Consider the following 14,337-nt stretch of genomic DNA (forward strand, 5'->3'; position numbering starts at 1 on the left):
TATTACATCCAATCTGTGTTGCGAATGATACCAACCGCCAAGCCTTCAATGGCTAAGTGTTGGGTTTCTAGATCCACTTGGATTGGAGAAAACTCTTCATTTTCAGCATGTAGCAGCACCGTTGAGCCTTTGCGCTCTAGACGCTTAACTGTTACATCATCATCGACACGAGCTACAACAACCTGACCATCGCGTACATCTTGCGTCTTGTGCACAGCCAGTAGATCGCCATCCATAATACCGATGTCTTTCATACTTTCGCCATTAACGCGCAGTAGGAAGTCTGCTTGTGGCTTGAACATACCAGGGTCAACTTGGTAATGGGTTTCTACGTGCTCTTGTGCAAGGATAGGCTCACCCGCTGCCACTTGACCGATCAAAGGCAAACCTTCTTCGTCATTGGCTGCGTCATCAAGCAAGATGCGAATACCACGAGACGCACCCGGAATGATCTCAATAGCTTCTTTTCGAGCTAGAGCTTTTAAATGTTCCTCTGCCGCATTAGCAGAGCGAAAGCCTAGTTCACGCGCGATTTCAGCACGTGTCGGTGGCATACCGGACTCTTCAATCTTGTTTTTAATCAAGTCGAAGACTTGTTGTTGGCGGGGCGTTAACGGCTTCATGAGTCACCTGTCTTTTTATACAGTTGACTGTGAGTATATCCAGTAACTGAACAAAAGCAAAGCAATTGGTTGTTTTTAGTTCATTTTTAAACAACCAGCTACTTTTTATGGCTTTGTAAACAGTCAGCTAAGTCATTGTTTTAATCAAAGCCTTTAAAAACTGGTGACAATTAAACCTATACTCAATCAGTCGATGAATGATTTTCCGCAAACTTAACGCCATTATGACTAATTCCATTAAAAGGTTAGACCAGTTTCTGGTATTCTTGCATCGATTAAATTTACGCCTAGGCCTATCCCTATTTTAAACCGAGTGAGCTTCACTAACTGAAAATAGAGATACGCTTGAGCATGACAAAAAACTACTGAGGCAGTGAACCTATATGTCTTCTGGACAATCTTTTTCACGTTCAATAATGAAGCTTCCTTTATCCGTATTGGTAAAAGGCACATCGATTCCTTCAAACCCAATTGAAGATTTGAACATTGATTTAGGCAAACCAATTGTATATGCGTTACCTTTCCGCTCGAGTGTCGACCTCCTAACGCTACAAAAACATGCGCTAGAGCTTGGTCTTCCTGATCCACTGAGCCCACTTGAGATTAATGGTAAATCACTGCAACGCTACGTGTTTATCGCGTCACGCAAAACCCTAGTTCAAGATGACGACCACGTACCAAGCTCATCGATCGCAGTATTCACGGAGCTGCTTCAGCTTCATGAGTCTGACTCAGAGCTAGACGTTCAGGTTATCCCAGCCACAGTATTGTGGGGGCGCAAACCGGGTAAAGAAAATACCCAGAAACCTTATCTACAAGCGATGAACGGCCTAGAGAAATCGAAAGCGGTTCTATTAGCAGGTCGCGATTGTTTAGTCCGTTTCAGCCCAGTAGTATCACTACGCTACATGGCAAACTCACACGGTACTGATAGCACGATTGCACACAAGCTCGCACGTGTAGCACGTATCCACTTCTCTCGCCAAAAACTGGCAGCGTCGGGCCCGAACCTTCCAAGTCGCCAAGCGCTGTTCGATCGCTTACTAAAATCAGAAGCGATCAAGAAAGCGATTGAAGATGAAGCGAAATCAAAGAACATCTCAATTGAAAAAGCGAGTAAAGAAGCGCAGGACATCATGGATGAGATTGCGGCTAACTTCTCTTACTCACTAATTAAGCGTGGTGAGAAAATACTAGGCTGGCTATGGAACAAACTGTACCAAGGCCTGCACATCAACAATGCATCTACGGTCCGTAAACTGGCACAAGATGGTCACGAGATCGTCTATGTACCATGTCACCGTAGCCACATGGACTACCTACTGCTCTCTTATGTGCTTTATCATGAGGGCATGGTTCCTCCGCATATTGCAGCGGGTATTAACCTCAACTTCTTCCCTGCTGGCCCGATCTTCCGTCACGGCGGTGCTTTCTTCATTCGTCGTAGCTTTAAAGGCAACAAGCTGTACTCAACAATTTTCCGTGAGTATCTAGCCGAGCTATTCGCGAAAGGTTATTCCGTTGAGTACTTCAGTGAAGGTGGTCGCTCTCGGACTGGTCGTCTACTGCAGGCTAAAACTGGCATGCTGGCGATGACTATTCAGGCAATGTTGCGTGGTATGAATCGTCCCGTAACGTTAGTGCCTGTTTACATTGGCTACGAGCACGTAATGGAAGTGGCAACTTACGCCAAAGAGCTACGTGGTAAGCGCAAAGAGAAAGAGAATGCTGGCTTGGTGCTTCGTACGATTCGCAAGCTACGCAACTTTGGTAAAGGCTATGTTAACTTCGGTGAACCAATTCAGCTAAACCAATACCTGAATGAGCATTCTCCAGAATGGACTAAAGACATCGATCCGATTGGCACTAGCAAGCCACAATGGATGACTCCAGTTGTGAACGACCTGGCGACTAAGATGATGACTCACATTAATGATGCAGCGGCAACCAACGCGCTGACTCTGTGTGCGACAGCTCTACTAGCTTCACGTCAACGCGCACTATCTCGTGACTCACTGGTATCACAGATCGATTGTTACTTATCGATACTGAAGAATGTGCCTTACTCTGAGACATTCACGGTACCAAAAGACAGCGCAGAAGATTTAGTGAAACACGCTGAGTCTTTGAATAAGTTCCTCATTGAATCAGACACGATGGGCGACATTATTTCGCTCGACCGTCACCAGTCGATCCTGATGACTTACTACCGTAACAACATCATTCACCTATTCGCACTGCCATCACTGGTTGCGCAGATGCTGATTCGTCAACGCGAGCTGTCGATTACAGATATTCAAAAGAACGTGGCGATTATCTATCCGTTCCTTAAGAAAGAGCTATTCCTTAGCTACCCAGAGGATGCGTTAGAGGAAGTGGTCGCTAACATCATCTCTGAACTGGAACGCCAGGGTATGATCATGGTGAAAGACAGCGAAGTCACGATCAACCAATCGAATAGCCAACCTCTGATGCTATTAGGTCGCACAATCTCTGAAACGCTACAGCGCTACTCTATCGCATTGAACCTTCTGGTAGAGAACCCAGATCTAGACAAATCCGAGCTTGAGCAGAAGAGCCAAGATATCGCTCAGCGTCTAGGTCGCCTGCACGGTATTAACGCTCCAGAGTTTTTCGATAAGGGTGTATTCGCATCTATGTTCGCGACGTTAAAACAGCAAGCGTACCTAGATAGCGATGGTAACTGCGACTTAGAGAAGACCACGGTTTTCGCTAAGCTGCTTTACTCAATGCTTTACCCAGAGGTGCGCTTGACGATTCAAGAGAGCATCCATCAAGCGGAATAACAACGCGAGATACAGAAAAGGCACCCAATGGGTGCCTTTTTTATATTTATCTGTTTTTTTTCTAGGTTTTTACCAGAATGCGATAAGCAAGCCTGCGGTTACTGCCATTCCAACATAGTTGTTATTTAAGAAGGCTTGGAAGCAGAGGTCTCGGTCACGATGACGAATGAGATGCTGCTGATAGACAAACAACCCGCCAACAACAAGTAGGCTCCAGTAAAAGCTCCCGCCCAACTGATAGTGCATACCCAGTGCAATCAACATCGCCAAGGTAATTAACTGCAGAACACCGATCACTAGCTTATCTTGGCGCCCGAACAGAATCGCAGTCGACTTAATACCAATTTTAAGGTCATCATCTCGATCAACCATCGCATACTGAGTGTCATAAGCGATGGTCCACAGAGCGTTAATCGCAAATACAAACCATACTACGCCCGGTAGCTCATTGGTTTGCGCTGCCCACGCCATTGGGATTGCCCAACTAAAGGCTAAGCCTAGGAATAATTGAGGCAAGTGAGTAAAGCGCTTCATAAAAGGATAAATAAACGCTAACCCAACACCAATAAACGACAACTGGATCGTCAGTGTGTTCATGGTTAAGACCAGTAGAAACGAGACTATAGCCAGAACCAAGAACAGAGCGATCGCCTCTTTACTGGTGACGATGCCCGAAGGTAAAGGTCGCTGCTTAGTCCGCTTAACATGGCCATCAACCTTACGATCGGCGAAATCATTAATCACACACCCTGCAGAGCGCATCAACACGACACCCAACACAAACACCACCAATACCGACATATCTGGCAAGCCATTCGCGGCAATCACTAAAGCCCACAAGGTTGGCCAAAGCAACAATAAGGTTCCAATGGGGCGATCCATTCGCGTTAACTGCCAATAGGCTTTCGCTTTCGTGGCCAGCATTTACACACTCTCCTTAGAGTAAATGGGTGAGGTTGGTAAAAAGAGTTCCGCAACCAACATAGGTTTATGATTCATCCATAAGCGTGAGCGGCGAGCAAGCAGACGCTCTTCGCCTACCATGACCCAGCCAACTTGTAGCGCATCACGCTTAACATTCTCTGCACTAAATACCGTCAATCCAAGCGGGACATTGCCCTGTTGGGACAGGTCAGAGTGTTGGTCATCCAGTGTCAGCCGAGGAATTAACGTGCGCCCCAATACCCAAGGTTCATCATCCCCTTTTAGAATTACCTTGCGTAGCAAGCAATCTGATGATGAAAGCAAGGTCTCTTCGTCGTGTTGTAATGTTGAGCGTTCCACGACTTGATTGTGCAATAACTCGACGGAAAGATGCTCACAGCACTCCCCTAAACGACGAGATAATGAGCCTTGCTCCATTAACCACCCTTTGATGGTTTGATTCGGAAAATCAAATTTTTCTGTATTTTGCCAATCTACATTCATTAACGAATTAAGATACAACGGTATTGACTGATTCATACTGGTATTCAATAGGTGACTTTACACGTACAATAAAGCATCAACTTACGACTAACCTTAACCGTAAGTTGTGTTATAAACGTATTTAGATTTAGACCGTTCATTGTAACAAGACAAACGCGTTTCGAATATCGCGATTAAACTAAAGAAAAGTCACAAATATGCACAAACGTTATGTAGCCCAAATATTTCTAGCAATCAGTCTACTCTTTTCGTTGCCTTCACTGGCAGAAGAGGAATCAGCACCCAAGCTGGCGTACTTCACGCTAGAGCCGGATCTCACCACGAATTTCTATACCAAAGGTAAGAAGCTGGGGTACATTCAAGTGCGCATCGACATCATGGTTGCGAACTCAACCGACCTTCCAGCGATTGAACTGCATCAGCCTCTTATTCGCGATGCAGTGATCGAGCTACTTGGTAAGCAGAATGAAGAGACGATTAAATCACTGTCTGGCCGAGAAGACTTACGCAAAACATTAGTAGATCGACTCAATGAAATCCTATTGCCTGAAACAGGCAAGACCATTATTGCTGACCTTTTGTTTACCAAGTACCTGTACCAATAGAGCAACGACAAAATCGAGATCAAAAAAGCGGCTCCATCGAGCCGCTTTTTCGTATTTAGAAGGAAACCGATTGAAGGTATCGCTAAGCGATATGTTTTGCTTTCATCGCGTCTACCAAGCCGATTCCCACACCCGCAATCAAACCTGCAAGGTGAGCTGTATTGGCAATAGCCATAAATGGCTGCATATACCCCAGAACTAACCAAACCAGCATAAAGCCGACGATCTGGCGAGGTATCGTTAACCCCATTTGCGGAGCTTTAGTGCTCACAACCCACAGGTAACCAACTAACGCGTAAACCACCCCTGATAGACCGCCAAAGTTTGCCCCCTCAACCCAATACTGCCCAGCGCCAGATAGCGCGGATGAAATAGCGAAGATCTGCAACAGCTTAAGGCCACCGAGCTTCTTTTCGATATCGCCACCTAACTGCCACCACCACAGAATATTGAACGCAATATGCATAACGGAAAAGTGAAGCACGGCATGGCTTAGCCAACGCCACAACTGCCACTGCTGTCCATCCAAAGCAGGAAAATGCAGCATTTGAAAAATCTGCTGATTAAAACCAAGCTGCTGAAGAATGAAGATCACCACACACAGCAGCATAATGCTGAGCGTTACTGGGCCAGCTTTAGACTTAAGCATGCTTAAAAAACTCGGAGTATGGTAATGAAACTGGTTTTTACGCGTTTCTGCCACATCCCAAGAGGCCGCTTGATAACGTTTATGGTTAGGTTCAGACAAAAAACGGTTGAGCTCCGCTTCTGTCTCAACTTGATGTTGGGCATCAATCAACCATAGCGCGACACGCCCTTCTCCCTCTGGAGACATCTGAATTGAGATATGGCGCGACGCCATATAATCAATGAAAGCCTGCGCAACACGCGCATTATTCAATACCATCAATCTTACCATTGGAGTTTCCTGCTTAAATTTTTCTAGGGAAGCAAGCTAGCCTGTCACTACAGGGAGCTGGGCACGATGCCAAGCTTCAAAGCCTCCATCCACACTATATACGTCTTCGAAACCTTGGTTGACTAGGTATTGTGCGGCACCTTGGCTGCTAATACCGTGATAACACATCACAAGGATCGGTTGTTCAAATTCTACCTCATCCATAAACGCGACCATGGTGTCATTCGTCAAATGATACGCGGTTTCTGGGTGTGCAACGGCAAATGATTGTGGATCGCGGATATCTACTAGGCGTGCATCGCCCTGCTTAATGAGTGTTTGAGCACCTTGCACATCAATATGTTTAAACTGGTCCATGACTTTCTCTTGTACTGATTTACTTTGGTGCCATTGTAACCTATCCCAAGGCTAACATTTACACCGACTTAATAAGGTTATCCACCAGCGATCACTTTTACACCATATGTGGATAAATCTGTGAATTGCGTGAATAAAGTGTTTTTTGAAAAATGGATCCACAAGATGTAGTAATGATCCTGATCTATCTGTGGGTTAACTTGAAAATATCCCCACCAACAAAACCGCTTGAAAGCCTTACTACACCCTGCTTTTTGACAACTGACGAAGAAACTCCTCACAGAGTTATCCACAATCCACACTTAGTCATTTCGATCGCAATAACACTAAAATGCGATCCAAATAAAAAGGCCGAGATCTCTCGATCTCGGCCTTTTCATAAAAATCATGTGTGCGCTTAGAAGTCGCCGACAGCTTGCTTTAACTTCTTCATTGCGTTCTTTTCTAGCTGACGAACACGTTCTGCTGAGATGTTGTAGGTTTCAGCAAGATCTTGCAATGTTGCCTTGTCGTCATCTAACCAACGCGAACGAACAATGTGTTGGCTACGGTCATCTAGGCTTGCTAGTGCATGACCAAGACGATTATTGGTATGCGTTTCCCAGTTTGCAGCCTCAACCGTTTCTGCAACGTCTGACGCTTTATCTTCTAGATAGTAAACTGGCGCCGTGTAAGCCGAACCGCCATCGTCATCGTCCATCGGTGCTTCAAAGGTCGCATCTTGCGCCGCAAGGCGAGATTCCATTTCACGAACTTCAGAAGGCTCTACACCTAACTCGCGTGCAACGGTTTCAACTTCACCATTGTTGAACCAACCTAGACGCTTCTTAGATTTACGTAGGTTGAAAAACAACTTACGTTGCGCTTTCGTTGTCGCAATCTTAACGATACGCCAGTTACGAAGTACGTACTCATGGATTTCAGCTTTGATCCAGTGAACAGCGAAAGATACCAGTCTTACCCCTACTTCAGGGTTAAAGCGTTTTACTGCTTTCATTAGACCAATATTACCTTCCTGAACAAGGTCAGCCATAGGCAGGCCGTAACCAGAGTAACCTCTCGCTACATGAACCACGAATCGTAGATGTGAAAGGATCAAACCTTTCGCCGCTTCGATCTCACCTTTGTAATGTAATCGCTCTGCAAGTCCACGTTCCTCTTCAGCAGTTAGCATTGGGTAGCTGTTTGCTGAGCGGATATAGCTGTCTAGGCTATCTTGTGTAACTAAAGCCATTTGATACGCTTGGTTTGCCATTCGGTTCCTCATCAATATCTGATCTGGAGTAGTCTTTCTATTAGAACCCGCTAATCTTGAACCTAAAATGAACAGGATTCAAGAAGGGGGAAGTAATTATGCATAATCAATTCGTCTATACAAGGCGAAAACTGACTAACATGTGTCTATTTCTCGTCTAAATATGACTCAATTCACCTAAACTGGTTCAATTTCTTTTAGGTGTCTTTGGGCAGAAAGTTTTGCTGCCACGCTACCAAGCAAGGTTCCAACGATTAAAAGCAGTAGTGATTCATCCCAGCTTAAGCCAATTAAGCGGAAATGACTGTCGTATAATTGCGCCAAGTCATCTACTGCACTGTTAAGTAATACCGTAATCAGGGCAGTCATGATCCACGCACTGACAGAGCCCAACACACCAAACCACATACCTGTGTAGAGATAAGGGCGCAGGATGAAGCTATCAGTCGCACCGATTAACTTCATGGTTTGGATCTCTTCTTTATGAGCAAGCACGTTAAAGCGCAGAGTATTACCAATAATTAAAAATACCGCCCCAAGCATAAGGAAGGTTAATGTCACTACGATGACAGTCGCCAGCGCTTTGATAGCATCAAGCCTTGCTAACCAATCTTCATCAAGGCGAACGTCTGTTACAGAAGGCTGCTCTTTGACTTGCTGTGCGAGTGCTTTAATTTCCGTGTCAGTTTCAACACTCGGTGTAATGATCAGTACACCGGGTAGTGAGTAATCATCAAGAATGGTCAGTGCGTCATTAAAACCTGAGTACTGGCTGAGGTCTGCAAGGCCTTGTTGTGGCGAGATGTACTCAACTAAATCAACTTGTGGCCAGCTTTCAATCTCATCTTTCATCACCATCACTCTAGGCTCTGGGATGCCCTCTTCTATATAAGCACTCACCTGAGAAGGGCTAGCAACATCTTGCGCAGCTTCACCCACGTTTTTACCAAGTAGGTATAAACACGCAGGCATCGCCAGTGCCATAGAAATTACAGCTAACGTCAGTAAGTTACCCAGAGGACGCTGCCACAAGTCTGACAGAGAAGACTTCGCCTGTTTCCAGTGAACCACCAAAAAACCATCGCTTGCCGCACGATTGTTGGCGCGCTTTGGTTTCGCCTTTTTAAGACGTTTATTAACGGCCATAGTCTTCTACCTCACTTAAGAAGCCTTGGTTTAACTCGAAATGACGATATTGTGGGCGAGTATTTACTAACCCCACATCATGCGTAGCTAAAAGGATAGTCACGCCTGCTCGATTAAATTCTTCGAACAGTCTTAAAACTCTATTCGATAATTCTGGGTCAAGGTTACCCGTCGGCTCATCGGCCAATAGTAGGGTTGGTCGGTTGACCACAGCGCGTGCAATACCGACACGTTGCTGTTCCCCCCCCGATAATTGGCTTGGTAGACAGCGCGCTTTATCGAGCAGACCCGTTTTATCCAATGCAGCACCAACGCGTCGCTTGATCTCATTTTCAGAGATCGACTCGATACGCATCGGCAGTGCCACATTGTCATAAATAGAGCGGTCCATTAACAAACGGTGATCTTGAAAGACGATACCAATGTTACGACGCAAAAAAGGAATGTCTTTACTCGGAATTCGAGTAATGTCGTGATCGTTGAACCAAACACGCCCGTCGGTCGGGCGCTCAATCGCACAGATCAATTTCAGCAGTGTGCTTTTACCCGCACCTGAATGCCCACCCAAAAAAGCCATTTCACCTCGCTTAAGATGAAAGTCCACTTTTTGTAATGCTTGGCGTCCACCTCGGTAGGCCTTGCTCACTTGCTGAAATTTGATCACCGAAAATTCCTCTTACGATCACTCTTATCAAATTTAAAAAGGTAGCAGGTTAAACACAAACCAAATTGCTACCCAGATTACTCTTCGCGACTAAACAACGCTTCAATAAAGTCTTTTGACTCGAATGGACGTAGATCGTCAATGCCTTCACCAACGCCAATAAAGCGAATTGGAATCTGGAATTGATCAGCGATAGAGAAAATCACACCGCCTTTGGCAGTACCATCTAGTTTCGTCAGAGTAATACCTGTAACCGGCGCGACTTCGCTGAATAGTTTCGCTTGGCTGATCGCGTTCTGACCGGTACCTGCATCTAACGTTAGCATGATTTCATGAGGCGCAGAGTCATCAATCTTCTTCATTACACGAACAATCTTGCGCAGCTCTTCCATCAAGTTGCTCTTGTTCTGTAGACGACCTGCGGTATCAGCGATAACCACATCCACACCACGAGCCTTAGCAGCTTCGATAGCATCATAGATAACAGAGGCACTGTCTGCGCCAGTATGCTGAGCAATCACAGGTACGTCGTTGCGCTTACCCCATACTTGAAGCTGTTCAACCGCAGCAGCACGGAAGGTATCACCCGCCGCTAGCATCACCTTCTTGCCTTCATTCTGGAACTGCTTCGCAAGCTTACCGATAGTCGTTGTTTTACCTACACCATTTACACCGACCATTAAGATAACGTAAGGCGTTTTGGTTGTATCAACCACCAATGGCTGTTCTACCTGACTTAGGATATCTGCCATCTCTTCTTTTAAGAGACCATACAGCGCTTCACCATCTTTCAGGTCATTACGAGATGCTTTTTCTGTTAGGTTATCAATGATTTTGACTGTGGTGTTCATGCCCACGTCAGCAATCAACAGTTGTTCTTCAAGCTCTTCAAATAGATCTTCATCGATTTGCTTACCTTTGAACAAACCGAAGAAGCCTGCGCCAATGTTGGCTTTGGTGCGGCTTAGGCTGCGCTTTAAGCGCGCAAAGAAGCTCTCGGTTGGTTTCTCTTGAACTTCTTCAACTTGTGGCTCTTCCGCAACCACTTCAGGCTCTGTTTCTACTTCTGCTTCTGCTTCTGCTTCTGCTTCTGCTTCTGCTTCTGCTTCTGCTTCTGCTTGTTCAGGTTGAAGTTCAGCACTTGGCTGTTCAAGTTCTTCTTGTAACTCCGCCTCTTGTGCAGATTCTTCCTTTTCTACCGGTTGCTCAACCTCAGCTTGAGGCTGCTCTTCCGTTTGCTGCTCTACTTTAGAGTCAGTCTGCGTTTGTGGGCTCTGTTCTTCTTCACCAAAGCCAAGCCACGATAATAATCCGCGCTTCTTTTTTTCCGCCATCAGAGGAGTTTCCTAGATCTACTAATTAACTGTATTGACTTAATGCACGTCGACTCTTTGCTATTGTTCTACAATACAAACTTGTAGACACGAATAGTAAAGAAAAATGACAAAGCAGTGATATGCTTGCTGTTTGCTTGATACACTTTGTCATTGCAAAATTTATTTAATACTCGAACCAAATTAAATTGGGCTCGATATAGTATCACTTTATTAGCGGTCAAAAAATCTATGGTAAGACGTCGCCAGCAAAACACATCACAAAAAAAGCCATCTGGAGGCTTTGTTAGAATCATTAGTGGCTCATGGAGAGGCAGAAAGCTCCCAGTTCACGACTTAGAGGGATTACGCCCAACCATTGACCGAGTAAAAGAGACACTCTTTAACTGGGTGGCTCAAGATATCCCAAATGCGACATGTCTGGATGTTTTTGCAGGCTCTGGCGGGCTCGGTTTTGAAGCAGCGTCTCGCCAAGCTAAGATGGTGACGCTTTTAGAGATGAACCAAAAGGCAGCTAAACAGCTATCGGACAACGCTAAAGAGCTGAAAGCCGATAACATTAAGGTAGAGAACATCGATGCTATCTCTTATCTAAGTAAGCCAGGCACACCTTATGATGTGGTTTTCTTGGATCCTCCTTTCCGTAAGGGCTTGCTTGCTGAAACTGTAAACCTACTAGAATCTAATGGTTGGTTGGCTGAAGATGCCGTGGTGTATGTCGAGACCGAAAAAGAACTTAAGCTAGAAGGCATGCCAGAGAACTGGGAACTCTATCGTGATAAAACCACAGGGCAGTCAAGCTACCGACTTTTCCACAGAACCATTGCAGAATAGGATTTAAATAATGAATGTACTGATTCCCGTTGCCAAAGCGGCTATTGCTTTCGTTTGGTTTGTTCTCATCGTTAACATTTTCCATCCATTCCCAGGAAATGCAGCGATTGCCCTATATATCATGACGGCATTCTTGTTCTTTATGCATGGCCTACAAATGCTGATTTTTATTGGTGCGTTTGGCGATAAGATTTCAATGACGCGCTGGGAGAAATGGTCAATTTTGATCTTTGGTATCTTTGCTCTGCTCGATATCCGACGCAAATACATGATGTAAAAAAAGCCGCTCAATTTTGAATTGAGCGGCTTTTTTAATGTAGCTGAACCAACTAAAGCTAAGAGACGATGTAAGCCTTGATACCATCAAGGAACATCTGGGTCGATATCATAATAAGCAATAGACCCATCAATCGCTCCACCGCTTTCAGGCCGCGTTCCCCGAGGATACGCAAGAAGAAGCCATTAAACATCAGAATAAAGAAGGTTGCGCCCCAAGCCAGTAATACCGCCGCAGACAGCTCCAACATATTGTCTGGGTGTTGGGTCGATAGCAGAATCAACGCTGCAATCACCGATGGCCCCGCAATCATAGGGATCGCCATAGGTACAATAAAAGGTTCTTCACCCGCCGCTAACCCAGTAATACTCCCTGCACTTGGGAAAATCATCTTAATCGCGATAATAAACAGGATAATACCGCCCGAAATACTCAAGGTTTCTGGCTGAACGTGCAAAAAGTTGAGAATGCTCTGACCGGCAAACAAGAACAGTAATAGGATAATCAGCGCGAACATAAGCTCACGAATCAAAACAGTTCGGCGTCGCTTTGGATCGATGTGTTTAAGTATGGAGAGCACAATCGGCAAGTTGCCTAACGGATCCATAATAAGAAACAGCATGGTGGCTGCAGATAGGATTTCCATGAATAAGTCCTGAAAAGCGAAGGTGCGCGGAGTATAGCAGCCTCAATCCGGCTTTTCGAACCTAGTGGGAAGGATTATGTGTTAAATCTATGATTTAAAGGGAAGCAGGAACCCGCCTCCCAAAACAACCGAATTAGTGGCTACATACTCGTGCCATATTGGTTCTCAGCTTATCGCCCTCTAACACTACCTTCTCCATTTTCACAAAGAAAGTCAGCAATGCGTCCAAGTCCAAACCACTGAGCTTGCAAGTATGAAAGCGTGCTTCTGAACCGTACTCTTGCGCCAATTTTTCAGCCAACTCTTCACGAGTCATCGCTTGTTCATTTAATAGGTTAAGTACATTGTGAGCATGAATTTCAGTCGTCATTCCAAGGTTCCTCTGTCTGTCATATCTCGCCAAGCATAACGAATTGCTTTAAGCGCACTTTGATATAACGCAGCCTCAGTTCAGTTTTCGACTAAAGGGTTAGTGATGCCACGATTAAAGAGTGAGCCAGGAAGTAGCTACCTGTCACCCAAACATAAGCACCTTTGATAGGGCTTCGATAAAAATTCAATGCGTAGGCCAGAGCAGACAGCAATAAGACACAACAACCAATGAATCCTACCCCGTGAGATATATGAGGCTCGAGTAACCACACCTCACCCGACGCCCATGCGAGCTGGATAAGGACGATACCCATAATCACAACCGGGAACACCAGTTTATCAAGGCGAGGTAACAATAAGAAAAAAGCCACTACGCATGCGGCAAGCAATAGGGCAAACAGCCACCAAACGACCTGACCAGAAAGTTGTAGCCAGAACGCTTTGCTATAACAAAGTTGTGCGACCAGAAAGCAGATAAAGTGCAGCGGTTTTCTCTTGGATAGAGTATGTAGAATGTCCGCCAAAGCAGACACAACCAAGCCACCGACGATCCAATAACTGTAAACGGTAAGCTCAGGTTGGCTTAAAGCAATAATTGCCAAGAGTACAAAAGTGAACACTTTGTACATTAAGGTTTGAGTAACATGCCCATGCTTAGCTCCTGCTATCGCTCCGATACCAGATAACGAAACCGCTAACCAACTCCACATAACATCTACCCTATTACCTCAAATCGTCGCCAGTCTAGGCACCTCAATAGTGATGTAAAGTGCTAGCCACTCAAAATTGGATCTTGCTTACGCTTCCACTAAAAATGTGACCGTTGCTTAAAATGAACCAAAATACCCAGCCTGACCATCCCACGCTAATTATGTAGGGCTTATATCGCTCAATACCTATCAAAGTAAACTTTAGACTCTATCTATCAGATCTAACCCCATTTTCTATAAGAACCCACCTCTTTAAATGCACCTTAAACACCCTATATCTATAATTAAACACCCAAAAACATAAAATATAAATTAATTAAAAACAAAAACTTAACTAGAAAATAAGCCACTTTACATGTT

At 45.0% G+C, this 14,337-nt stretch carries 16 protein-coding genes; 4 read left to right on the forward strand and 12 right to left on the reverse strand.

Annotated elements, in window-relative coordinates; translation table 11 throughout:
• Positions 1-2: 2 nt before the first annotated feature.
• A complete protein-coding gene (lexA, locus tag OCV50_RS13825) occupies positions 3-623 on the reverse strand; it encodes a transcriptional repressor LexA (RefSeq protein WP_032553391.1) in 621 nt (206 codons plus the stop codon).
• 383 nt (positions 624-1,006) lie between these two features.
• On the opposite strand from lexA, the gene plsB reads away from it, so the two are divergent.
• Positions 1,007-3,430 carry a glycerol-3-phosphate 1-O-acyltransferase PlsB gene (plsB, locus tag OCV50_RS13830; RefSeq protein WP_261903294.1) on the forward strand — a complete coding sequence of 808 codons (2,424 nt, stop codon included), beginning with the start codon at positions 1,007-1,009 and terminating at the stop codon, positions 3,428-3,430.
• A 69-nt stretch (positions 3,431-3,499) separates the two neighbouring features.
• Here plsB and ubiA read toward each other — a convergent pair whose 3' ends face one another.
• Together ubiA and OCV50_RS13840 are read right to left on the reverse strand one after the other, a co-directional pair.
• Positions 3,500-4,354, reverse strand: coding sequence for a 4-hydroxybenzoate octaprenyltransferase (ubiA, locus tag OCV50_RS13835; RefSeq protein ID WP_261903295.1), 855 nt, complete (start codon positions 4,352-4,354; stop codon positions 3,500-3,502).
• Positions 4,355-4,894, reverse strand: coding sequence for a chorismate lyase (locus OCV50_RS13840; RefSeq protein WP_261903296.1), 540 nt, complete (start codon positions 4,892-4,894; stop codon positions 4,355-4,357).
• A 161-nt stretch (positions 4,895-5,055) separates the two neighbouring features.
• Between OCV50_RS13840 and OCV50_RS13845 the strand changes: the two genes are divergently transcribed.
• A complete protein-coding gene (locus OCV50_RS13845; protein WP_261882238.1) occupies positions 5,056-5,463 on the forward strand; it encodes a flagellar basal body-associated protein FliL in 408 nt (135 codons plus the stop codon).
• A gap of 82 nt (positions 5,464-5,545) precedes the next feature.
• On the opposite strand, the gene glpG is transcribed toward OCV50_RS13845, so the two are convergent.
• The 6 genes from glpG to ftsY form a co-directional block, all read right to left on the reverse strand.
• Positions 5,546-6,382, reverse strand: a complete 837-nt coding sequence (glpG, locus tag OCV50_RS13850; protein WP_261903297.1) for a rhomboid family intramembrane serine protease GlpG — start codon at positions 6,380-6,382, stop codon at positions 5,546-5,548.
• A 36-nt stretch (positions 6,383-6,418) separates the two neighbouring features.
• On the reverse strand, positions 6,419-6,739 hold the full coding sequence (gene glpE / locus OCV50_RS13855) for a thiosulfate sulfurtransferase GlpE (RefSeq protein ID WP_239843081.1): 321 nt from the start codon (positions 6,737-6,739) through the stop codon (positions 6,419-6,421).
• 397 nt (positions 6,740-7,136) lie between these two features.
• Complete coding sequence (gene rpoH / locus OCV50_RS13860; RefSeq protein WP_032553383.1) at positions 7,137-7,994, reverse strand: RNA polymerase sigma factor RpoH; 858 nt, start codon at positions 7,992-7,994, stop codon at positions 7,137-7,139.
• A 177-nt stretch (positions 7,995-8,171) separates the two neighbouring features.
• The gene (gene ftsX, locus OCV50_RS13865; RefSeq protein ID WP_239843082.1) at positions 8,172-9,140 is read right to left on the reverse strand and encodes a permease-like cell division protein FtsX; all 969 of its coding nucleotides are present in this window, start codon (positions 9,138-9,140) and stop codon (positions 8,172-8,174) included.
• Positions 9,130-9,804 (reverse strand): cell division ATP-binding protein FtsE, encoded by a 675-nt coding sequence (ftsE, locus tag OCV50_RS13870; RefSeq protein WP_032553381.1) that lies wholly within the window; start codon positions 9,802-9,804, stop codon positions 9,130-9,132. Before ftsE ends, ftsX begins: the two co-directional genes overlap by 11 nt.
• 77 nt (positions 9,805-9,881) lie before the next feature.
• A complete protein-coding gene (gene ftsY, locus OCV50_RS13875; RefSeq protein WP_261903298.1) occupies positions 9,882-11,138 on the reverse strand; it encodes a signal recognition particle-docking protein FtsY in 1,257 nt (418 codons plus the stop codon).
• 231 nt (positions 11,139-11,369) lie between these two features.
• Between ftsY and rsmD the strand changes: the two genes are divergently transcribed.
• Both rsmD and OCV50_RS13885 read left to right on the forward strand, forming a co-directional pair.
• Positions 11,370-11,972, forward strand: coding sequence for a 16S rRNA (guanine(966)-N(2))-methyltransferase RsmD (gene rsmD, locus OCV50_RS13880; RefSeq protein WP_239843084.1), 603 nt, complete (start codon positions 11,370-11,372; stop codon positions 11,970-11,972).
• A 10-nt stretch (positions 11,973-11,982) separates the two neighbouring features.
• Positions 11,983-12,249, forward strand: coding sequence for a DUF1145 domain-containing protein (locus OCV50_RS13885; RefSeq protein WP_032553377.1), 267 nt, complete (start codon positions 11,983-11,985; stop codon positions 12,247-12,249).
• 58 nt (positions 12,250-12,307) lie between these two features.
• On the opposite strand, the gene OCV50_RS13890 is transcribed toward OCV50_RS13885, so the two are convergent.
• The 3 genes from OCV50_RS13890 to OCV50_RS13900 form a co-directional block, all read right to left on the reverse strand.
• Complete coding sequence (locus OCV50_RS13890; RefSeq protein ID WP_239843085.1) at positions 12,308-12,895, reverse strand: YhgN family NAAT transporter; 588 nt, start codon at positions 12,893-12,895, stop codon at positions 12,308-12,310.
• Positions 12,896-13,028: 133 nt separating this feature from the next.
• Positions 13,029-13,265 carry a YecH family metal-binding protein gene (locus OCV50_RS13895; RefSeq protein ID WP_239843086.1) on the reverse strand — a complete coding sequence of 79 codons (237 nt, stop codon included), beginning with the start codon at positions 13,263-13,265 and terminating at the stop codon, positions 13,029-13,031.
• A gap of 91 nt (positions 13,266-13,356) precedes the next feature.
• The gene (locus OCV50_RS13900; RefSeq protein WP_239843087.1) at positions 13,357-13,977 is read right to left on the reverse strand and encodes a lysoplasmalogenase; all 621 of its coding nucleotides are present in this window, start codon (positions 13,975-13,977) and stop codon (positions 13,357-13,359) included.
• Between the last annotated feature and the right edge of the window lie 360 nt (positions 13,978-14,337).

Source organism: Vibrio fortis (assembly GCF_024347475.1).
Classification (GTDB): domain Bacteria; phylum Pseudomonadota; class Gammaproteobacteria; order Enterobacterales; family Vibrionaceae; genus Vibrio; species Vibrio fortis.